The 21286-nt window shown below is 65.5% G+C and carries 20 protein-coding genes; 10 read left to right on the top strand and 10 right to left on the bottom strand.

The window, feature by feature from the left end; all coding sequences use genetic code 11:
- Window positions 1-31 precede the first annotated feature (31 nt).
- The gene (locus tag BSY18_RS20875) at window positions 32-289 is read left to right on the top strand and encodes a hypothetical protein (RefSeq protein WP_150126180.1); all 258 of its coding nucleotides are present in this window, start codon (window positions 32-34) and stop codon (window positions 287-289) included.
- A 383-nt stretch (window positions 290-672) separates the two neighbouring features.
- Here the strand turns inward: BSY18_RS20875 and amaB are convergent, their stop codons facing one another.
- Window positions 673-2175 (bottom strand): L-piperidine-6-carboxylate dehydrogenase, encoded by a 1503-nt coding sequence (amaB, locus tag BSY18_RS01480; protein ID WP_069049421.1) that lies wholly within the window; start codon window positions 2173-2175, stop codon window positions 673-675.
- Window positions 2176-2370: 195 nt separating this feature from the next.
- On the opposite strand from amaB, the gene BSY18_RS01475 reads away from it, so the two are divergent.
- The 3 genes from BSY18_RS01475 to BSY18_RS01465 are packed head-to-tail and all read left to right on the top strand — an operon-like array spanning window position 2371 to window position 6615.
- A complete protein-coding gene (locus BSY18_RS01475) occupies window positions 2371-3084 on the top strand; it encodes a response regulator transcription factor (protein ID WP_069049420.1) in 714 nt (237 codons plus the stop codon).
- Window positions 3081-4415, top strand: a complete 1335-nt coding sequence (locus tag BSY18_RS01470) for a FecR domain-containing protein (RefSeq protein WP_069049419.1) — start codon at window positions 3081-3083, stop codon at window positions 4413-4415. Before BSY18_RS01475 ends, BSY18_RS01470 begins: the two co-directional genes overlap by 4 nt.
- Window positions 4408-6615: a CHASE2 domain-containing protein gene (locus BSY18_RS01465; protein ID WP_069049418.1), complete on the top strand. Its 2208-nt coding sequence runs from the start codon at window positions 4408-4410 to the stop codon at window positions 6613-6615. The genes BSY18_RS01470 and BSY18_RS01465 overlap by 8 nt, the downstream gene beginning before the upstream one ends.
- A gap of 42 nt (window positions 6616-6657) precedes the next feature.
- On the opposite strand, the gene BSY18_RS01460 is transcribed toward BSY18_RS01465, so the two are convergent.
- The 4 genes from BSY18_RS01460 to BSY18_RS01450 all read right to left on the bottom strand — a co-directional run bounded on the left by BSY18_RS01460 (window position 6658) and on the right by BSY18_RS01450 (window position 10146).
- On the bottom strand, window positions 6658-7212 hold the full coding sequence (locus tag BSY18_RS01460) for a hypothetical protein (RefSeq protein WP_069049417.1): 555 nt from the start codon (window positions 7210-7212) through the stop codon (window positions 6658-6660).
- On the bottom strand, window positions 7209-8465 hold the full coding sequence (locus tag BSY18_RS01455) for a M20/M25/M40 family metallo-hydrolase (RefSeq protein ID WP_069049416.1): 1257 nt from the start codon (window positions 8463-8465) through the stop codon (window positions 7209-7211). The genes BSY18_RS01460 and BSY18_RS01455 overlap by 4 nt, the downstream gene beginning before the upstream one ends.
- A gap of 137 nt (window positions 8466-8602) precedes the next feature.
- Window positions 8603-8776 carry a hypothetical protein gene (locus BSY18_RS21205; protein ID WP_023837985.1) on the bottom strand — a complete coding sequence of 58 codons (174 nt, stop codon included), beginning with the start codon at window positions 8774-8776 and terminating at the stop codon, window positions 8603-8605.
- A complete protein-coding gene (locus BSY18_RS01450) occupies window positions 8773-10146 on the bottom strand; it encodes a class II 3-deoxy-7-phosphoheptulonate synthase (RefSeq protein ID WP_054133671.1) in 1374 nt (457 codons plus the stop codon). Before BSY18_RS01450 ends, BSY18_RS21205 begins: the two co-directional genes overlap by 4 nt.
- 163 nt (window positions 10147-10309) lie before the next feature.
- Between BSY18_RS01450 and BSY18_RS01445 the strand changes: the two genes are divergently transcribed.
- The 6 genes from BSY18_RS01445 (at window position 10310) to pal (ending at window position 14971) form a co-directional block, all read left to right on the top strand.
- Entirely contained in the window at window positions 10310-10810 is a 501-nt protein-coding gene (locus BSY18_RS01445; RefSeq protein WP_069049415.1) for a YbgC/FadM family acyl-CoA thioesterase, read from the top strand.
- Window positions 10807-11508: a protein TolQ gene (gene tolQ, locus BSY18_RS01440; protein WP_054133414.1), complete on the top strand. Its 702-nt coding sequence runs from the start codon at window positions 10807-10809 to the stop codon at window positions 11506-11508. The genes BSY18_RS01445 and tolQ overlap by 4 nt, the downstream gene beginning before the upstream one ends.
- Window positions 11508-11963 carry an ExbD/TolR family protein gene (locus BSY18_RS01435; RefSeq protein WP_069049414.1) on the top strand — a complete coding sequence of 152 codons (456 nt, stop codon included), beginning with the start codon at window positions 11508-11510 and terminating at the stop codon, window positions 11961-11963. Before tolQ ends, BSY18_RS01435 begins: the two co-directional genes overlap by 1 nt.
- A gap of 37 nt (window positions 11964-12000) precedes the next feature.
- Window positions 12001-12903, top strand: coding sequence for a hypothetical protein (locus BSY18_RS01430; protein ID WP_054133416.1), 903 nt, complete (start codon window positions 12001-12003; stop codon window positions 12901-12903).
- Window positions 12904-12906: 3 nt separating this feature from the next.
- The gene (tolB, locus tag BSY18_RS01425; protein WP_150126179.1) at window positions 12907-14241 is read left to right on the top strand and encodes a Tol-Pal system beta propeller repeat protein TolB; all 1335 of its coding nucleotides are present in this window, start codon (window positions 12907-12909) and stop codon (window positions 14239-14241) included.
- 211 nt (window positions 14242-14452) lie between these two features.
- Window positions 14453-14971 carry a peptidoglycan-associated lipoprotein Pal gene (gene pal, locus BSY18_RS01420; protein ID WP_171900156.1) on the top strand — a complete coding sequence of 173 codons (519 nt, stop codon included), beginning with the start codon at window positions 14453-14455 and terminating at the stop codon, window positions 14969-14971.
- Between the two features lie 95 nt (window positions 14972-15066).
- Here pal and BSY18_RS01415 read toward each other — a convergent pair whose 3' ends face one another.
- From BSY18_RS01415 to BSY18_RS01390, 5 genes are all read right to left on the bottom strand, one after another.
- A complete protein-coding gene (locus BSY18_RS01415) occupies window positions 15067-16383 on the bottom strand; it encodes a dicarboxylate/amino acid:cation symporter (RefSeq protein WP_069049412.1) in 1317 nt (438 codons plus the stop codon).
- Window positions 16384-16514: 131 nt separating this feature from the next.
- Complete coding sequence (locus tag BSY18_RS01410) at window positions 16515-17003, bottom strand: hypothetical protein (RefSeq protein ID WP_171900155.1); 489 nt, start codon at window positions 17001-17003, stop codon at window positions 16515-16517.
- 28 nt (window positions 17004-17031) lie between these two features.
- Window positions 17032-18501: a hypothetical protein gene (locus BSY18_RS01405; RefSeq protein WP_150126178.1), complete on the bottom strand. Its 1470-nt coding sequence runs from the start codon at window positions 18499-18501 to the stop codon at window positions 17032-17034.
- Window positions 18502-19513: 1012 nt separating this feature from the next.
- Entirely contained in the window at window positions 19514-19969 is a 456-nt protein-coding gene (locus BSY18_RS01395; RefSeq protein ID WP_054133422.1) for a DUF3429 domain-containing protein, read from the bottom strand.
- Window positions 19970-19977: 8 nt separating this feature from the next.
- Window positions 19978-21195 carry an argininosuccinate synthase gene (locus BSY18_RS01390; protein WP_069049407.1) on the bottom strand — a complete coding sequence of 406 codons (1218 nt, stop codon included), beginning with the start codon at window positions 21193-21195 and terminating at the stop codon, window positions 19978-19980.
- Window positions 21196-21286: the final 91 nt, after the last annotated feature.

The following is a 21286-nucleotide window of genomic DNA, read 5'->3' as shown; positions in this document are numbered from 1 at the left end:
ACAAGCGAAAGGCGAACGAGGACCACGCAAGATGACCCCAAACGTCCAATCCGTGATCGACGCGCTGGGAGCGCTTGAGAATGACGAAAATGGTGTCGAGCCCATTGCGAAGGCGTTTTTGGATGGAGACGAGTTTGTGCTCCAGATGAATGAAAGCGCAGCCATCCATCTCTGCCGTCTCATACTCGAAACCGCCTCGAAAAGTATCGCCGGTGCACACCAGCATCTGGACGATACAAACTTCGTAGATGCAGGTGGTGGGCGCCTGCGGATTGAGAACGTCCGATGAGGGGTCGCTTGCCGAAAGGCAGCTTTTTTCTGCGAGGCCACAAATGCCGCCACCCCCTCCGCTCAGCCTGAGCTTGTCGAAGGCCCCGCTACCCCGCCAGCGTGGGCGCGGGTCCTTCGACTTCGCGGGCTGAAGCCCGCGGCTCAGGATGAGCGGAGGTTGTACGTCAGGTGTCTGTATCTGGCCACTTCCAGAATAGGACTTTTTTGCCCAAGCGCGGAATGGCAACCTTGAGCTTTTGGCAGGTCCGCCTTTCCCGCTTGCCTGCGCAGGCAGGCATCCATCTCCTGCCCTTGCACCCAGCATAACGGTCGGGTGATGGGCCCCTGCCTTCGCAGGGGACCGGGATAGTGAGTGCTGTCGCAATATATGGGCTACCCCCCTCACAACTCGAACGTCACCCCCTGCGCCAGCGGCAGCGCGGCGGAGTAGTTCACGGTGCTGGTCTGGCGGCGCATATAGGCCTTCCAGCTGTCCGATCCGGATTCACGGCCGCCGCCCGTCTCCTTCTCGCCGCCGAATGCGCCTCCGATTTCCGCACCCGAGGTGCCGATGTTGACGTTCGCGATGCCGCAATCGCTGCCTGCCGCCGCGACGAAGGCTTCAGCCTCGCGCAGGTCGTTGGTGAAGATCGACGAAGACAGGCCCTGCGCTGCGGCATTGTTGAGCTCGATCGCCTCGTCCAGCGTGTCGTAGCGCAGGCAATAGAGGATCGGCGCGAAGGTTTCGCGCAGCATCGGGCCGGTCTGCTCTGGCATCTCGACTACCGCCGGGCGGACGTACACGCCCTGCCCCGGTCCATCGATCCGCTCGCCGCCGTGCACCGTTGCCCCAAGCGCGCTGGCATCGGCAAGCGCCGCCTGCATCGCTGCAAACGAAACCTCGTCGATCAGCGGCCCTGCCAGATGCGCAGGATCGCGCGGATCGCCGATCGGCAGCCGCGCCGCTGCCGAGACGATCCGAGATACGAACGAATCATATGTCTCGCGCTCGACGAACAGCCGCCTGAGCGAGGTGCAGCGCTGGCCCGTCGTTCCCATGAAGCCGAACGCGCAGCCGGTGAGCGCGAGGTCCATGTCGGCGCTCGGCGCAACCACCGTCGCGTTGTTGCCGCCGAGTTCGAGCAGGCTGCGCGCAAAGCGCTTCGCCGCCGCCTGACCTACGATCCGCCCCATCGCGGTGCTGCCGGTGGCGGAGATCAATGCGATGGCGGGGTGATCGACCAAGGCTGCACCCGCCTTCGCATCGCCGAGCACCAGTTGCGCCAGTCCCTCGGGCGCGTCCGGACCGAAGTCCGCTGCCACGCGGTCGAACAGCGCCTGCACCGCGATCGCGGTGAGCGGGGTCTTTTCCGAAGGCTTCCATACCACGCTGTCGCCGCAGACCAGCGCCAGCGCGGCGTTCCAGGCCCAGACCGCAACCGGGAAGTTGAACGCGGTGATGATCGCCACCGGCCCCAGCGGGTGCCAGGTTTCGCTCATCCGGTGTCCGGGACGTTCGCTGGCGATCGTGAGGCCGTGCAGCTGCCGCGAGAGGCCGACCGCAAAATCGCAGATGTCGATCATCTCCTGCACCTCGCCCAGCCCTTCGGACAAGGGCTTGCCGCAATCGAGCGTCACCAGCATGCCGAGATCGGCCTTGTGGCGGCGCAGTTCCTCGCCGAGCCTGCGCACCAGCTCGCCGCGGCGCGGGCCGGGGACCGTGCGCCACTGGGCAAACGCAGCAGCAGCGCGCTGCGCGATATCGCCCGCCGTTACAGGGTCGGCAGGTTCGAAACCGGCCACCCGCGCGCCGTCGATCGGGCTGAACACATCGATGGCACCGTGCGGAATCGCAAAGCCAAGCGTGGCGGAAAGCTCTTGCAGATGGTCTGCGCTGATTTTCATGGTTTCCTCATGTTTTGAAGGCGGGATCCATGGCCTTTGCCTCGTTGCAATACAAGCACTTGGGCAGGGCGTCACCGGATTGGTGTAAAGCTATGTAAAAACGTATACGAAGGACTCGCCAACCACTGTAAAAACAGGCATTTGGCATGCTTAAGATTAGTTAACTGCTCAGTGGGCGCACAGTCAGGGGAACTTATGCGCATCGCAATAGCCGATGATGATGGCGAGAGCCTTGTCTATCTGGAACACATCATAGCGGGCATGGGCCATATCTGCGCCCGCTTCAACGATGGCGAAAGACTGGCGGCGGCGTTGTTGCGGGACACGTTCGATCTGGTGATGCTGGACTGGAACATGCCGGGCAAGAATGGTCTGCAGATCATCCAGTGGATGCGGCAGACGCTGGACAACCCACCCCCCGTCATCATGTTGACTGGTCGCACCGCCAAGCGCGACATCACCGAGGCGCTCAACGCCGGCGCGGACGACTATATTACCAAGCCCGAGGAAGACAGCGTCATCGCCGCGCGCATCGCAGCGGTGCTGCGGCGGACCAGCGCCAGCGCGAGCATGGACAAGGTGGCGGAATTCGGCGCCTACCGGCTGGACCGGATGGCGCAGACGATCCGCCATCTGGGTCTCGAGATCACGCTGACCGCCAAGGAATTCGAGCTTGCGGACCTCCTGTTCCGCAACCGCGACCGCACGCTGTCGCGCGCCTATATCATGGAAACGATCTGGCGGACGAGCGCGGACCTCGCCACCCGCACGCTCGACATGCACATCTCGCGCGTCCGATCCAAGCTGGCGCTGAAGCCCGAGAACGGGTTTCGCATCTTCACCGTTTTCGGCTATGGCTATCGCCTCGAAACGATAGACCCGGCCAAGGACCTTTCAGCCTCCGAATGACCCTGCGCGCATCGCTGACATGCTGCCTGCTGTTCCTCGTTGCGCTGGTCTGCGGTGCTGCGTTGGCCCCCGATCGCGCGCTGGCGCAACAGCCGGGGGGCGATGATGCGATCACCTATACCGTGCGCAAGGGCGATACGCTGATCACGCTGGGCCGTGCCTGGTTGATCCGCGAGGGCGACTGGAAGCAGGTGCAGCGGATCAACCGCGTCGCCGATCCGCACCGGCTGCCTGTCGCGCGCAAGCTGATCCTTCCCGTCCGGCTGCTCAAGTTCCGCCCCGCATCGGCCAGCGTTGCCGCGTTTCGCGGGGATGCGCGCTCGGCGGCAGGCGGCGGCGGATTGCAGGCTGTGACGATGGGGCAGAGCCTGGGCGAAGGCGCGCGCGTGGTCACCGGCCCCGCCTCCTCGCTGTCGCTGGCGCTGAGCGATGGCTCGGTGATCACCCTGCCCTCCAACAGCGCCTTGCAGATCTCACGGCTGCGCAAGCTGCTGATCACCGACAGCATCGATTACGAACTGGCGCTGGAAAGCGGCGGGGTGCGCAGCCGGGTTTCGCCGTTCCGCAACCGCGACGACCGCTTCCGCCTGCGCAACCCGATCGCGGTGTCCGCAGTGCGCGGCACCGATTTTCGCAACTATTATGACGCGCAACAGGGCCAGGCCCGCGCCGAGCTGATCGAGGGCGGGCTGGCGATCAGTGGCCCGGCCAAAGCTGCCGACACCCGCCTGGTAGCAGAGTTCGGCGCGGTGATCGGCAAGAGCGGCGGCATACTGGTCGAACAGTTGCTGCCTCCACCCGCGCTGGCGACAGGCGGCGGCAAGCAGCGCAACCCAATGCTGGCGTTCTCGGTCGAGGCGGTCCCCGGCGCGCGGGCCTATCGCCTGCAGATCGCGCGCGACAGCGGCTTTGTCGATATCGTCGGCGACGTGTCCAGCCCCTCGCCCGCATTCGTGACAGACGCGCTGCCCAACGGCAATTACTTCGCGCGGTTCACCGCGATCGCGACGTCCGGGCTCGAAGGGATGCCCGGCACGTTCACCTTCAAGCGCCGCCTGGCAACCGCGACCCAGGGTGCCGCCGCGGGCGAGGACGGCTATGTCTTTCGCTGGATCGGCACCGGCGATGGCCTACGCCGCTATCATTTCCAGCTGCGCACGCAGGACACACCCAATCTCGTCGTCGACGAGGCCGGGCTGACCGGATCGTCGATCATCCTGGGCGATCTGCCGCCGGGCCGGTACATGTGGCGCGTCGGCACCACGACCTTCACGCCCGAAGAGACCGACATCGACTGGACCGAGTTCGAGAGCTTCTCCATCGATGAATAAGGGCTCCGGAACCGCAGCTCTGCGGCGCCGGTTCCAGATCGAATGGGCCGTGGTGGCGATGATTGCCTCGGCGATCATCATCGCCGCCACCCTGGGCGGATGGACCCGCTCAGCGGACGACCTGCTCTATGATGCGGCGATGCGGGTGGCACCGGCTCCGCCAGACCCGGACATCCTGATCATCGCGGTCGACGAGCCCAGTCTGCAAGCGCTGGGCCGCTGGCCCTGGCCGCGCCGCCTGCATGCGCAGCTGATCGATAGGCTTGCCCAGGCGCACCCTGCCTCGGTCACGCTCGACCTGCTGCTGTCCGAGCCCGAAGCGGACGACACCGTGCTGGCGGCGGCCATGGTGCGGATCGATCACCTCTATCTGCCGGTCCAGTTCATCCAGCCGGGGCGCGATGGCCGTGCTTTCGACCGCATCGATCCTGCGCCCGCGCTGCTCGGCGCCGCCGACGATGTCGGCCATGCCAACACGCAGATGGATGGCGACGGCACCGTGCGCTCGGCGGTGCTCTGCTTTGCCGCTGACAAGCAGGCGCGCCCATTGCCGCATCTGATGACGATGGCCGCGGCCCCCACCAACTGGCCATCGTGCCTTGAGTCCGAGCGTCTGCGCTTTGCGGCGTCTGAGAGCTTTGCCACCGTGTCGTTCGCCAGCGTGCTGCGCGGCGAGGTCCCCAATGCGCTGATCGCGGGGCGCAGGGTGCTGATCGGCGTCACCGCGCAGGGGTTGGGCGATCGCTACCCGGTGCCGACATCGAATGGCAGCAACATGCCCGGGGTTGAGATCAACGCCAACATCGCCAGCGCGCGCGCGTTGGGCCATTGGGTGCGTCAGCCGCATGTGCTCGCCGCGCTGGTGATGGCGCTGATCCCGGCATGGCTGCTGCTGCTCGCCTTCTGGCGGGTGCGGCCGCGCAGCGTCAACTTGCTCGTCTTGGGCCTGGCGGTGCTGGTGCTGGGCACGAGCATCGCGGCGCTCACCGCCAATCTGTGGATCGCGCCGGGCCCGGCGCTGCTTGGGCTGGCGCTGGTCTATCCCTTATGGGGCTGGCGCAGGCTGCAGGCGACCAGCGACTATATGGCGGGCGAGCTTGCCCGGCTGGAACGCGAAGAGGCGCTGCCGATCGGCGACACACGGCTGGCCGATGCCGATCTGGTCACCGGCCAGTCCAACCGGCTGAGCGGCGCGATCGGCCAGCTGCGCGACCTGAGGCGCTTTGTCGGCGACACGCTGGCGGGGCTGCCCGATCCCGCACTGGTCAGCGATGGCGCGGGCAAGGTGGTGCTGACCAACGCTGCGGCGGATGCGGCGTTCGGCGCGGATATGCAGGGCCAGAGCACCGCGACGCTGCTCGCCGGGATCGCCGACGAGGAGAGCCGCACCGAGCTGGCGCGCTATCTGGCCGATCCGGGCGCGGCGCATATCGAGTTCGCAACCCGCGACGGTCGCAGCTTCGTCCTGCGCCGTGCCGCGATTCTCGATGCCGGCAGTCGTCCGCGCGGCCATGTCGATTACCTCACCGACATCACCTCGATTGCCGCTGCAAGGCGCGAACGCGAGGAGATGCTGCAGCTGCTGTCGCACGACATGCGCGGGCCGCAGGCGGCGATCCTGGCGCTGCTCGCGACAGACCAGGGCGATCTCGATCGCGCGCGCATCGCCCGCCACGCGCGGCAGACGCTCACTCTTGCCGACAATTTCGTCGATCTGGCCCGCATGCAGGAACGCGCCTTCGCACCCGAACCGGTGATCGCCGCCGATCTTGCCAGCGAAGCCGCCGACAGCCTGTGGCCGGTTGCCCGGCAACGCGGGGTGAAGATTTCCGTGGTCGACACCAGCGACTGCGCCTTCATCGCTGCCGAGCGCGAAAGCCTGTTCCGCGCGCTGGTAAACCTGTTCGACAATGCGGTGAAGTACAGCCCCGATAATGGCACGGTGACGGTCGAGATCGAAGCTGCACAAGGCGCGCTGGTCATCCGCATCCGCGATCATGGCCCGGGCATCGACCCTGCCATCCTGCCGCACCTGTTCCAGCGCTTTGCCAGCGAGGGCAAGGGCGCTGAGGTCAAGGGGATCGGCCTGGGCCTGAACTATGTCGCCGCCGTCGTGGCGCGGCATGGCGGAACGATTGCAGGAGCGAATGCGGAAGCCGGCGGTGCGGAGTTCACGATCACGCTGCCGCTGGAGGGGTAGAACGGCAAAGCCTCACCTTGGAGGGGGCGGAATGTGCGACCCTCAGCGCACCCCGGCGCGTTCGACCATCCGCTGGCCGGGCGAGCCATCCAGTCCATCGAGCGCCGCGGCGACCAAGTGGGGCAGGCTCTCGTCGAGCGCGGCCTTGCAGTGATACTCCGCCGCCGACCCCGAGTACACATCGGCGCCTGTGACCCGATCGGTCAGGCGGATGGCGAGGCGATGATCGCGCCTGGCGCAACCCTTGGTAGTCTTGCGGTCGGGCGCAGGGCCGATCACGGCGCTCGCCTTGCCAGCATCGTCCCCGGCCTTGAGCGCCGCCGTGGCGGGGCGATCGGAGAGGGTGACGAAAAGCAGATGGTCCCCCGCCTCCGGCGCGGACCCGGCCATCGTCCAGCCGCGCTGGGTGAGCGCGGCGCTGACCATGTCGATCGCCTGCCTGTGCGCGAGCGTCGTGTCGCCGGGCGGAGTCACCACCGCAAAGCTCGACCGCGCAGGCAAGGGTGCTGGCACCGCCGCATCGATCCGCGTCACCACTGGCGATGCGCACCCCGCCAGCAGCAGCAACGCCGCACTCAGGCCCAGCGCGCGGATCATTTGGCGGTCCAGTCAAGATTGGCGACCGCCACCACCAGCGCCAGCCCAGAGGACAGACCGCCGATGAACGCGTTGCGCTCGACATTGACGTATTCATCCACCGAATGCGCGCGTCCGCCGCCGCCGCCGGTGGCGATGGTCACCGCCGGGATGCCGAGGCTCATCGGGATGTTGGAATCGGTCGACGACGCCTGGAGCTGGGTCTGGAAGCCATGTTCGGCCAGCACGCGCTGGCTGGTGACCACCAGCGGATGCGTATCGGCGGTGCCGCCTGCGGGCCGGTCGCCGATGCGGGTCTTTTCCGCGCCGACCTCGCCCAGATTGGTCGAGCGAGCGAAATTCTCTGCCGCGACGGCCTGATCGACGATATCGAGGAAGCGCTTTTCCAGCCGATCGAGCGCCTTGGGATCGGGCGAGCGCATGTCGACCTGCAGCTCGATCCGGTCGGGGATCGAGTTGACCGAGGTGCCGCCCGAGACGACGCTGGCAGCAAAGCTGGTGCGCGGGCTGGCGGGGACATCGGTCTCGTACAGGCGCTTGACCGCATCGGCCATCGCCGCCATCGGGTTGACGATGCCGAAGGCGCCATAGCTGTGCCCGCCGGGGCCGGTAAACGCGATGTTGTAGCGCTTTGAGCCGACCGCCTGATTGACTATGCGCGACGGATCGGGCCCATCGACCGAGATGAACCCGGCGATCCGGTCCTTGTAGGCGCTCTTGGTGAACAGGTAACGCACACCGCGCAGGTCGCCCGGGCCTTCTTCGCCGACCGTACCGACGAACAGGATGTCGTGCCTGGTCGGCACCTTGGCGGCGTTCATCGCGCGGATCCAGGCGAGCATTCCGGTGAGCCCGACGGTGTCATCGCCCACGCCCGGCGCATTGAGCGTGTTGCCCTCGCGCCGCACGGTGACATTAGTCCCCTTGGGGAAGACGGTGTCGAGATGCGCGCTGATCACCACCAGCGGGCCGCCCGGGGCCACCGTGCCGCGCCTGATCCCGGTGACGTTGCCTTCCGCATCGATCGCGACGTCCGCCAGCCCCATATCCTTGAACGCCTTGGCGAAATACGCCGCCCGCGCCTGCTCGCCGAACGGCGGAGCGGGGATTTCGGTGATGGTGATCAGTTCCTTGACGATCCGGTCATAATCCCCCGCCAGCGCGGTCTTGGCCACAGCGACATCCTGCGCGAAAGCGGGCGCGGTCAGGCTGGCGCTGATGGCCAGTGCGGCGATGAATGTCCGGAAAGCCATGCGATGCCCCTTTTTGTCGTTTTCAATCTTGCTCCCCTCCCTTCCGGGGAGGGGTTGGGTAGGCGTCCCGATGCTACGTTCAGCGTGGACGACCCACCCCTAGCCCCTCCCTCACCAGGGAGGGGAACCTGCAATCGTCAGTCCCGCGTGAGCAGGAAATACACGACGTAAAACCACGAGAAGAACCCGTGGATGATCGCCCAGAGTACCGATTTGTGCGCAGTGTAGCTGATCGCGATGGCAAGAGCGCTGCCGAAGCCGACGCCGTTGCGGACGACCTCCTTCTGCACGATGATCCGCCGTTCGCTCATGCCGCCTTCCGCGCCGCTGCGGTAGCTTCGGCGTTGAGCATCTCGGCCACCTCGAACGCGACCTCGAGCGATTGCGCCGCGTTGAGCCGCGGGTCGCAGTGCGTGTGATAGCGATCGCCCAAAGCCTCGTCGGTGATCGCGATCGCACCGCCGGTACATTCGGTGACGTTCTGCCCCGTCATCTCGATATGAATGCCGCCGGCATGCGTGCCCTCGGCGCGATGCACCGCGAAGAAGCCGCGAAGCTCGGCCATGATCCGCTCGAACGGACGCGTCTTGAAGCCGCTCTCGGACTTGACGACGTTGCCGTGCATCGGGTCGCACGACCAGATGACCGGATGGCCCTCCTTCTTGACCGCGCGCACCAGCGGGGCGAGACCCGCCTCGACCTTGTCGTGCCCGAAGCGGCTGATCAGCGTCATCCGGCCCGGAATGCGCGCAGGGTTGAGCGTGTCGAGCATGTTCAGCAGCGCGTCGGGGCTCAGGCTTGGCCCGCATTTGATGCCGATGGGATTGCCGATGCCGCGCAGGAACTCGACATGCGCCGATCCTTCAAAGCGGGTGCGGTCGCCGATCCACAGGAAATGCGCGCTGGTGTCGTACCAGTCGCCGGTCAGCGAATCGCGCCGGGTCATCGCCTCTTCGAACGGCAGCAGCAGCGCCTCGTGGCTGGTGTAGAAGCTGGTCGCCTGCAGCTGCGGCACGGTGTCCGGGCTGATCCCGCAGGCGCGCATGAAATCGAGCGCTTCGCTGATCCGGTCCGCGGTCTGCGCGTAACGATCTGCCCAGGGGCTGCGGCCCATGAAATCATGCATCCACTGCTGGACCTGCTGCAGGCTGGCATAACCACCGCTGGCAAAGGCGCGCAGCAGGTTGAGCGTCGCTGCGCTCTGCGAATAGGCGCGGACCATGCGCTGCGGATCGGGCTCGCGCACCGCTGCATCGAACTCGATGCCGTTGATGTTGTCGCCGAAATAGCTGGGCATCTCGATATCGCCCTGCCGCTCGGTCGGGGCCGAGCGCGGCTTGGCGAACTGGCCCGCCATCCGGCCCAGCTTCACCACGGGGCGCTTGGAGGCGAAGGTCAGCACCACCGCCATCTGCAGCAGGACGCGGAAGGTGTCGCGGATGTTGTTGGGGTGGAACTCGGCAAAGCTCTCGGCGCAATCGCCGCCCTGCAGCAGGAAGGCTTCGCCGGCAGCCACGCGCGCGAGTTCCTTTTCCAGGTTGCGCGCTTCACCTGCAAACACCAGAGGCGGATAGTTGCGCAGCGTCGCTTCTGCATCGGCAAGGGCCGCGGCATCGCGATAGTCCGGGATATGCCGCGCCTCTTGGGTCCGCCAGCTATCCGGTGTCCATTTTGCCGCCACGTCCATCACTCCAAACGGTATCAAAAAATCAGGCCAGCCAATCTAGGCCGGGCCGCGCCCCATAGCAATGTCGCGCGCAAAAAGCAGCATCCAAATGGCATTTCCGGTCGCCACGGGCTCGCGAGCCTTGCCTTTGATGTCGCAAAGACTCTAAGCGAAGGCCATGGTCATGATCCCGCCCGATATCATTCCCTTCAATGGCCGGTTCGAGGGCCAGACGCATTATTTCGCCTGCCGGGTCTATTTCGAGGACACCGATTTTTCGGGCATCGTCTACCACGCCAACTATCTGCGCTACATGGAGCGCGCGCGGTCGGACATGCTGCGCTGCCTGGCCGTCGACCAGCGCGGAACGCATGATGCTGGTGGCGGGGTCTATGCGGTGGCCGACATGCACCTGCGCTTCGTGCGTCCCGCCAAGATGGACGACGACCTTGTCGTGATGAGCCAGATCACACGTCTGCGCGCTGCAGCCTGCATCATTCATCAACGAGTCATCCGACGCGGCCAATCTGTCACCGATTCTATCGAGACACTGCTGGAGGCAGACGTTACCGCAGCATTCATCAATCCCGAAGGGCGCCCCATCCGTCAGCCGCGCGCCTGGGTGGACGCTTTTTCCGCCATTCTCGATCCCGACCAGAAAGACAGACCCCGCTTATGATCGATACCATGGGCCTCACACCGGATGCCGTCACCCTGTCGCCGCTCAAGCTGTTCATGGAGGCGGATCTTGTCGTCAAGGCGGTGATGATCGGCCTTGCACTCGCCAGCATCTGGACCTGGACGATCATCATCAGCTTCGGCCTCAAGATCGGCAAGATCGTGCGCGACAACACCGGGTTCGAGCAGGATTTCTGGAAGGCGGGCGATATCGATGCGTTCTACAAGGCGCGGGGCCACGAAAAGCTTCCCAGCGCGCGGGTGCTGGCATCGGGCGTCGGCGAATGGCGGCGGACCACCAAGAGCCGGATCACCGATCTTGATGGCGCGCGCCAGCGGCTGGCCACCGCAATGCACTCCACCGTGGGGCAGGAGATCGACACTATGGCGGATCGTCTGAACTTCCTCGCCACGGTCGGATCGGTCGCGCCGTTCGTCGGGCTTTTCGGCACCGTCTGGGGGATCATGCGCAGCTTCACCGCGATTGCCGCCGAACAGAACAGCTCGCTCGCGGTCGTAGCGCCGGGCATTGCCGAAGCCCTGTTCGCGACCGCCATCGGGCTGTTCGCGGCAATCCCCGCGGTCATCGCCTACAACCGCTTCTCGCATCGCCTGAACAAGCTTGAAGGGCGGCTGTTCCGCTTTGCCGATGCGTTTCATGGCGAGCTCAGCCGCGAACTCGAGAAGGACCCGATCTGATGGCGATGTCTCTTGGCCCTTCAGGCGGCGGACGGGGGCGCCGTTCGCGCGCGCCGATCGCGGAAATCAACGTCACCCCGTTCGTCGATGTGATGCTGGTGCTGCTGATCATCTTCATGGTCACCGCGCCTTTGCTGGTCGCGGGCGTGCCGATCGACCTGCCAGACAGCCGCGCTGCCGCGCTTGAGCAGGAGAAGGAACCGGTACAGGTCTCGCTCGATGCCGAGGGCCAGCCGTTCATCGATGATGCGCAGGTTGCGATAGCGGACCTGCCCGCTGCGCTGGAAGCGATCCGCGCCGAACGCGGCGACGACAATGGCGATGCGCCGCAGGTAATGCTGCGCGCCGACCGCTCGCTCGATTACGGCAAGGTGATGCTGGTGATGGGCGAGTTGAACCGCGCGGGCCTCAACCGCGTATCCCTGGTCACCACGGGTTCATCCGAACGCCCATAGGCATTTTTTTGCGACGAAAGGCTGGAAACAGGCAGGGATGGAGAAAAGCGAACGCCTGGGACTATCGGTTGCGGTCATCGGCCATGTCGCGCTGTTCGGCGCGCTGTCGCTGGGCATCGCCAGCCGCAGCGAGCTGAAGATGCCCACCGAGCCGATTTCGGTGCAACTGACCGACGAGGTGGGGCTTGTCTCGACCGCGCCCAACCCGACGCGCGAGGCGGCCACGGCCACCGCGCCCGAGCTTGCCCCCGAGATCGAAAAGGCCGAGCCTGCCCCCGAGCCCGAACCGACCCCTGCGCCTGCGGTCAAGCGCCCCGAGCCGCCCGCGCCCAAGGCGATCGAGCGTCCCTCCCCGCCCAAGCCCAAGGCCGCAGAAAAGCCGCGCCCTGCGCCGGTGCCCAAGCCTGCGCGCAGCACCCCGCCGCCGCCAGCCAAGCCGCAACCCAAGGCGGCTGAAAAGCCCAAGCCTGCCGCGCCCGCCGATACCTCCGATCGCAGGCGCCCCGATCGTCCCGCTGCCAAGCCTGCGGCCAAGGCGCCGCGCGCGCCGCGCATCGGCAGCGATTTTCTGGAAGGGGTGACCGACAAGGCCTCGACCAGCCGGTCGCAGACGCCGCCCGCATCGGTCGCAGGGCCCGCGGTGGTCGCATCGCTGCAGCGCGAATTGCTCCGCCAGGTCAAGCCGCACTGGGTGCCGCCCACCGGCGCGGATGCCGACCAGCTGCGCACCAGGGTCAGCGTGCGGCTGGACGAATCGGGCAACATCGTCGGCAGCCCCAGCGCGGTCACTACCGGCGTGACCGCCAGCAACCGTGCGCAGGAGGCGCTGCACAAGGAACGCGCCATCGCCGCGGTCCGCCGCGCCGCCCCGTTCAAATTCCCGCCGCAATTCTATTCCGAGTGGCAGACCATCGAACCAACTTTCTATCTGGGATTGTAAACCATGCGAATGACCTCGCTCACCAAACTCGGCCTCGTACTCACCACCGGCCTGACCTTGCTCACCACCCCCGCTCATGCGCAGCTGGCGGTGGATGTGGACAATGCGGGCAATGCCGACCTGATCATCGCGGTCCCGGCGCTGCCCACCCCCCGCAGCGATTCCACGCTGGCGGGCACCACCGAGGATCTGGGCAACCGGATCAGCGACGTGATCGCCTCCGATCTGGACCGATCGGGCCTGTTCAAGCCGATCGGCCGCAGCGCGGTCAAGCGCATCACCGTGGACGAGGTCACCGCGCCGACCTTCCCCTATTGGCAGGGCCGCAGCGCCGCAGCGCTGATCCAGGGCTTCGTCCGCTCGAACGGCGACGGCAAGATCACCGTGGGCTGCTATCTCTATGACGTCGCGCTGGGCAGCGAACTGACGCGGCAGGGCTTCGTCGTCGAACCGGCTGACTGGCGCCGCGCCGCGCACAAATGCGCCGATGCGATCTATTCACGGCTGTCGGGCGAAAGCCCGTTCTTCGACAGCCGCATCGCCTATATCGCCGAGACCGGTCCCAAGGGGAACCGCACCAAGCGGCTCGCGATCATGGACTCCGATGGCGCCAACCACCGCTTCATCACCAACGGCCAGTCGACCGCGCTGACCCCGCGCTTCTCACCCGACTACAAGCAGATCGCCTATCTGAGCTATCTCGACGGCAACCCGCGCATCTATGTCTATGATGTCGGCACCGGGCGGCAGCGGCTGGTCACGCAAAGCCGCAACCCCACGTTCGCTCCGCGCTGGTCGCCCGATGGCCGCTTCCTGCTGTATTCGATGGCGATCGGCGGCAACACCGACATCTACAAGATCCCGGTCCAGGGCGGCACCCCGGTGCGGCTGACCGATGGCCCGGGAATCGATGTCGGCGGCAGCTTCTCGCCCGATGGCAGCCAGATCGTGTTCGAAAGCGACCGGGGCGGCGGCCAGCAGCTTTATGTGATGAACGCCGATGGCTCCAACCAGCGCCGCATCAGCTTTGGCGGCGGGCGCTATGCCACGCCCGAATGGAGCCCGCGCGGCGACCTTATCGCGTTCACCAAGATGCAGGGCAATTTCCGCATCGGCGTGATGAGCCCATCGGGCGGCGGCGAGCGGCTGCTGACCAACAGCTGGCAGGACGAGGCCCCCACCTGGGCGCCCAACGGACGCGTGATCCAGTTCTTCCGCACCGGGCGCGGCGCGGTCAGTTCGACCGTGTGGCAGGTCGATCTGACCGGCTCGAACGAGCGGCGACTGCCCACCCCGGTCGACGGATCCGATCCCTCCTGGGGTCCGATCCTGCCGTGACCCGTGCCAAACCTGCGCTGCATGCCGCTTTTTGCGGCAAAGGGGTTTACCTCGGCGCCAAACCGAGTCACGCTTCGTCGCAGTTACGGGTTGTATTGTCGTCACGGGCCGCGTCGCACCGGTCCAGCATATCCATTCCCCCATGGAGCATGCGCTGTAACGGGAAATCCCCGGCGGCGTTGTTCCTCCCCTTGAAAGAAGGAGACGCTCGATGAGAACTGTCCGTAACACGCTGATCATGGCGACCGCCGTGATTGCTCTGGGTGCATGCGCCAAGAAGGCGCCCCCCGAGCTGCCGCCCGCACCGGGTCCGGCGGTCGACAATTCCATGGGTCAGGACAATTCGGGCGTCGGCGATGCCGTGGTCCCCGGTAGCCAGCGCGATTTCCTCGCCAAGGTGCGCTCCGACCGCATCCTGTTCGATCTGGATCGCTACAACGTCGATTCCGACGATCAGGTCACGCTGCAGAGTCAGGCGCAGTGGCTGGCGCAGTATCCCAACAAGCAGGCGATCATCGAAGGCCATGCCGACGAACGCGGCACCCGCGATTACAACATCGCGCTGGGCGAACGCCGCGCCAACGCCGCGAAAAACTATCTGGTCTCGCTGGGCGTCAGCGAGCAGCGGCTGCGCGTGGTCAGCTATGGCAAGGAACGCCCCGCCGCGATGGGATCGGACGAAAGCTCCTGGGCTCAGAACCGCCGCGCCGTGACGGTCACGATCGACTGATCAGCGCCTCGACCGAATGACCAAAAAGGGCCAGTCGTGCGGAACGGCTGGCCTTTTTGTTTGCGACGCCGGGGCCGTATTGCTGCGACTGGCGGCTAAACGTCTTCGGGCAGATCGAGCCCGCGCGTACCGTGGTGCGGGGTGTGCGCCGGGGCATGGGGCAGTTCCAGCTCGGCAGGCTCGGGGCGCTCCAGCATGCCTTCCCATTTGGTGATCACGCTGGTCGCCACGGCATTGCCGACGACGTTGGTAGCGGTCCGTCCCATGTCGAGGAACTGGTCGATGGCCAGAATGATCGCCACGCCTTCCACCGGCAGGCCGAACTGGGCCAGCGTCCCGGTGATCACCACCAGGCTGGCGCGGGGTACCGCGGCGATTCCCTTGGAGCTGATCATCAGCGTCAGCAGGATCAGGATCTGCGAGCTGATCGACAGATCGATGCCATAGGCCTGCGCGATGAAGATCGTCGCAAAGCTCATGTACATCATCGATCCGTCGAGGTTGAAGCTGTACCCCAGCGGCAGCATGAACCCGGAAATGCGGCGCGGCACGCCGAAACGGTCGAGCTGTTCGAACATCTTGGGCAAAGCGGCCTCGGATGAGGCTGTCGAGAACGCGATCAGCAGCGGCTCGCGAATATAACGGATCAGCTGCCAGATCTTTTCGCGCAGGAAGATCCAGCCCATGGTCAACAGCAGCACCCACAGCAGCAGCAGCGAGGCATAGAATTCAACGAGCAGCTCGAAATAGGTGCCCAGGATCGCCAGCCCGCTGGCCGCCACCACCTTGGCGATCGCGCCGAACACCGCAAAGGGGGCAAAGCGCATCACATAGCCGGTGATCTGCAGCATCATTTCGGCCAGCGCTTCGGATCCGCGCACCAGCGCCGCACCCTTTTCACCGATCGCCGACAGGGCGACACCAGCAAAGATGGCAAACACCAGGATCTGCAGGATGTTGTTGGTGGCCAGCGCCTCGAGCGCGTTCTTCGGAAAGATCGACAGGGTGAATTCCCAGGCATCGAGCTTCTTGACTTCGCCCACCATCTTGGCAGCTTCCGCAGCATCGGGGATCGGCGCGCCAACACCCGGCTGGAACAGGTTGACCATCAACAGCCCGAGGCCGATCGAGATGAAGCTGGCAGTAATGAACCAGGTCAGCGCGCGTACGCCGATGCGCCCGAGCGCGCTGCTGTCCCCCATATGCGCGATGCCCACCACGATGGTCGACAGCACCAGCGGAGCGACCAGCAGCTTGATCAGATTGAGGAAGATGTCCGACAGCAGCTTGAAGGTCTTGGTCGTGTAATCGAACCAGGGATTGTCCACGGGAATGCCGATATGCACGCCATAGCCCACAGCGACGCCCAGCATCATGCCTGCGAAAATATACCAGGTGAGTTTGCGGTCCATGATCCTGCCCCTGCTGCTTCAATCAGCGTCCTACCGGTCCGCCGCAAATGCGCAAGCCCGCGCGTTGCCGGGGCTGAGTGCGCCCGCCCGAAATGTGACGAACCGTTGCGGCGCGGATGCGCGCTGCGCGATCAGTGCAGCCCCTGTTTCAGCTTGGCGGCAAAGCTGGGGGTCGCAGGAGTGGCGATATCCGCTACGTACCAAACGCCTTTGGCCAAAGCGAGGTCCACCGAGTAGCGCACCTTGCCGCCGTTGCGCATGTTGACCGTGACGCGCGCGCCTGATCTGCCGATCGCGGTGACGGTGCTGCCGACGACCCTGTAGTCCGTGCCGGTGTCCTGGCAGTCGCAAAACGGGACGGCATCGATCACGCAATATCCGCCGCCTGCTGCGGCGCAGGCATCGTCCCTGGCGATCAGCGCCTTGAGCGCAGGCGTGTAGCGAACCGAGCGATAGTCGAAATCGCCCGGGAGCCGGGCAAAGATGCTTTCGACATAACGCTGGGCCGCGCCAAGCTCGGCTGCCGTTACCGTTGCCGTTGCCGCGACCGCGGGGGATGCACCCACTACCGCAAGCCCTGCCAGCACCATCGATTGCTTAAGCGCCATCCGCATCCTCATTTCAGCCCCCTTGTGATCGCGTTGCCCATCACTCCCGCCGCGCCGCGCGCTGCTGCGGCGGGGTGAGGCGGTAGACGTGATAGTCGTCATCGGGACCCGCGCGCAGCGGATCGAGCTGCCAGCCCGCCTTGCGCAGATGCCCGGCGATGTCGCCCCAAAAGGGTCGGTCTAGGATCACCGCATGCGTGACGCGTGCCTTGCGCGCGATCTCGTCGACCGCGCGGCCGCGATCCTTGCCCGCCGACGGCAGCGTCCAGCGACGATGCGCGGCGATCGAATCGGGGGATTTCAGCCCCACCACATCGACCAGCGCAAAATCGGTCTGCCAGCCGAAATAGCCCGCATCATGGATCAGCACCCGGGCATCGCGCGGCAGGTTGCGCTTCGCCCAGGTGGCAAGCTGCTCCTGATCCGCAGTGATGCAGAGGCTGTCGCGATAGAAACTCCAGCCGCCAAGGAAGAAGCTGGCGATCATCAGCGCGGCGCCCGCCGAGACGATCATCGGGGCCCTGCCGCGCATGACGTCCGCGCGCGCGGCAAGCGCCGCCCAGCCCGCCAGCGCCAGCGGCACGAAGATGAACAGGTAGCGCTGCTCGTTGTGCATCAGCCCGCTGGGCAGCGACAGCGCGCTGGCGAGCAGATAGGTGCCTACAAAGGCCAGCAGCGCCCAGCCGTCGCGGACCATGGGCAGCGCGGCGAGGCCGAGCAGCACCCATCCCAGCGGCGCCGTGGCGACCGACAGCAGCACGATCAGCAGCCGGTCGGGCAGCGACAGCCCGCCATCGCCGAAGAACGCGACCTTGGCACCTGCGGTCTGCGGAACCAGCTCGCCCGTCGCCGCCCAGGCCAGCGCCGCCAGCAGCGCCGCAACGCCCAGCGTCAGCGCGGCGAGCCGCGCCAGCTGCGCCGGCTGGCGGTAAAGTCTGGCTGCTGCGGCAATCGCCAGCACGGCGGTCAGCAGCGCAAGTTCAGGCCGAATGAAGGGCAGCACCCCTATCAGCCCTGCCAGCCATCGGCGCCGCGCCGGATCGTCGGGAAACTGCGCGAGATAAACGGTCCAGATCACCGCCGCCATGGCAAACCCGGTCTCCAGCCCGTTCATCAGCTGGTACCACAGCTTGATGCCTGCGAACCCGGCGATGCTGCCGAGGATCGCGACGCCGCGATGGCCGCTGATCGTCAGCAGCGCCCGGTACAGGCCAAGGACATAAGCCGACGCCGCGAGCATCGCCAGGGTAAGCGAGGCGGCAGGCCAGGCCATCACCAGGCCCAGCGGCACCAGCAGCAGCATGTGCACCAGGCTGGTCGCGCCGGTTGGCCGGGTGTAGCCATAGCTGTCCACCGCGCCGGTGACGATCTGCTGGGCATTGGCAATGGTGATATAGGCATCGTCGAGCGGAAAGCGGATCGGCTGGTTGGCGATCAGGGTCGCAGCGATGACCCCGGCCAGCGCCACGGCCACCAGAGCGCCGCCGCCCGATCCCAATCGACTGATCATTGCGACCGCACCTCTTGCCGCTCCCCCTGGCCCGTTGCCGGTGCCGCGCACCGTCCGGCATGCACGACCAGATCCCTGGGTGCTGGGTAGCCGACGCGATCGGGGCTGCCTAGGGCCCAAACGCAAAACGGGGGCCGACATTGCTGTCGGCCCCCACTGCGCCTGATCTGATCAACCGGTCCTTTTGGCCGAAGCCCCGAAGGCGGTTTCCCGCCTCAAAATGGTCCGTCTGCTGCGCCGCGAGCGGCTGGGCCGACGTATCCGTTTTCAGGTTTGCGGTTGCGACAGCTGCATTGCTGAAGTTGCCGCTTCGGTCCTGATGACCCTTCCCAAGCGTCCGGCTTCGCGCGAGGCCCGGTGCCATATGGTCCGAAGACCGATGGACCCGGGTCCGCGCTCTGCCTGACACCCCATTTTTGCGCATCCGTTTCAAGTCATCCGGCCCGGCAGCACCATCCCGAAGGATCATGCGCGTTAACCGGTTGTCCTGACCCGCATTTTGCAAAGCCCGGGGCATCGCATCGGCCTGCTGCTCCATCCCGGACTTTCGTCCCGCATTTCGCCTGCCTGCCGATCATCGGTTCTTCATTCGGACGTTCGGTGGACTGCCCATCCCTGCACCATTTCTGCTGCGGGGCGGCTTTTTCCGCCTATGTCTGGCCTGTGCATAACACCTGCCGTCTCTCGCGCCCTACCTGCCATCGCTGGCCTGCCTGGCGGGCGTACTCTCCGACCCTCAAAGCACGATCTACATTGCTGTATTTCAACGCTTTTCTCGGTCTTCAGTCCGCTTTCCGTCTGTCCTTCCGACTTCACAAAGGTGTCACGACATCCGAGTCGCAGCCAGCAAAATTGCGCAAGTTATCCACAGGCAACACGGGTTCGCTGTGGATAAAATGGTGGACAACAATGGATTAAAGTCGGGCTGATGGTTTGTTTCACGCACGTGTAACAAACAGGGTTAGCGAGCAGGACTTGGACAGGCGATTCGCCCCGCGCGGCCCTGAACCAGTCAGCCGATCGTCCCCATCGGCACGACCGCGATCAGCACCAGGCACGCAATCACGATTGCCGAGACGCGGGCGCGCATCGTGCCATAAGCCATGTCGGTCGCCCCCGCCTCCATCGCGCGGCGGTCGAGCCACAGCAGCACGCCGAAGCCGATCGCGAACAGCAACGCCGCCTCGTTGAACGGCACGAACCACAAGGCAGCGCAGGTGCCCAGCACCACGACGTTGCTGGCGATCAGCAGATTGGGGCTGACCTTCTGCGGGGCCACCACCTGGATACCCCACAATGTGCCCGCCATGAACATCAGGATGGTGAACGCCCAGTAGCAGGTGAGATTGGCCGCGTTGACATCGCCATAGCCGGTGATGTGGCACGACGCGCCCGCAAGGAACGGCAGCGCCCCTGCATAGGTCAGCACCTGCATCAGAGTGCGGTTCGTGCCCTCTGCCCGCTCCATAAGCGCGCTCAGGCCCCCCGGCGGCCCAGCAGGCGCAGGCGCAGCGCGTTCAGCTTGATGAAGCCTTCGGCATCCTTCTGGTCATAGGCGCCGGCATCGTCCTCGAACGTCACCACCTTTTCGCTGTACAGCGAGAATGGCGACTTGCGGCCGACGACCCAGGCGTTGCCCTTGTAGAGCTTGAGCCGCACGGTGCCGGTGACATGCGCCTGGCTGTGGTCGATCGCCGCCTGCAGCATCTCGCGCTCGGGGCTGAACCACAGGCCATTGTAGATCAGTTCGGCATAGCGCGGGGCGAGCTCGTCCTTGAGGTGCGCAGCCCCGCGATCCAGCGTCAGCTGCTCGATGCCGCGGTGCGCGATGTGATAGATCGTGCCGCCCGGCGTTTCGTACATGCCGCGCGACTTCATGCCGACGAAGCGGTTCTCGACCAGATCGAGCCGTCCGATGCCATGGGTCTTGCCATACCCGTTGAGCTTTTCGAGGAGGGTCGCCGGGCTCATGCCCTCGCCGTTGATCGCGACGCCGTCGCCGCGCTCGAAATCGATCGTGATATATTCGGGCGTGTCGGGCGCATCCTCGGGGTGGTTGGTGCGCGAATAGACATAGTCGGGGACTTCATCCCACGGGTCCTCGAGCACCTTGCCCTCGGACGAGGTGTGCAGCATGTTGGCGTCGGTCGAGAACGGCGCTTCGCCGCGCTTGTCCTTGCTCACCGGAATCTGGTGCGTCTCGGCGAACTCGATCAGCTTGGTGCGGCTGGTCAGGTCCCATTCGCGCCACGGAGCGATCACCTTCACGTCGGGATCGAGCGCGTAATAGCCGAGTTCGAAACGCACCTGATCGTTGCCCTTGCCGGTCGCGCCGTGGCTGACCGCATCTGCGCCGACCATCTTGGCGATCTCGATCTGGCGCTTGGCGATCAGCGGACGCGCGATCGAGGTGCCCAGCAGATAAGTGCCTTCGTAGACCGCATTGGCGCGCATCATCGGGAACACGTAGTCCTTGACGAACTCCTCGCGCAAGTCGTCGATGAAGATGTGTTCGGGCTTCACACCCATCATCTGCGCCTTGGCGCGCGCGGGCTCCAGCTCCTCGCCCTGGCCCAGATCGGCGGTGAAGGTCACGACCTCGCAATTATAGGTCTGCTGCAGCCACTTGAGGATGACGCTGGTATCCAGCCCGCCCGAAAAGGCCAGAACGACGCGGTTGACGGATTGGGTCATGCAAGCGGACTTTCTGCTGATGTAGGTGCTCGCGCGCCGACTATCAGCGCGGCACAGCAGGGGCAAGTGTGCAGTGTGCCATGCCGGTGAT

It is taken from the genome of Blastomonas sp. RAC04, assembly GCF_001713435.1.
In the GTDB taxonomy this organism is placed as follows: Bacteria; Pseudomonadota; Alphaproteobacteria; order Sphingomonadales; family Sphingomonadaceae; genus Blastomonas; species Blastomonas fulva.
Note: the sequence above shows the minus strand (reverse complement) of the source record. Positions and strands in the feature narration are given on the sequence as shown.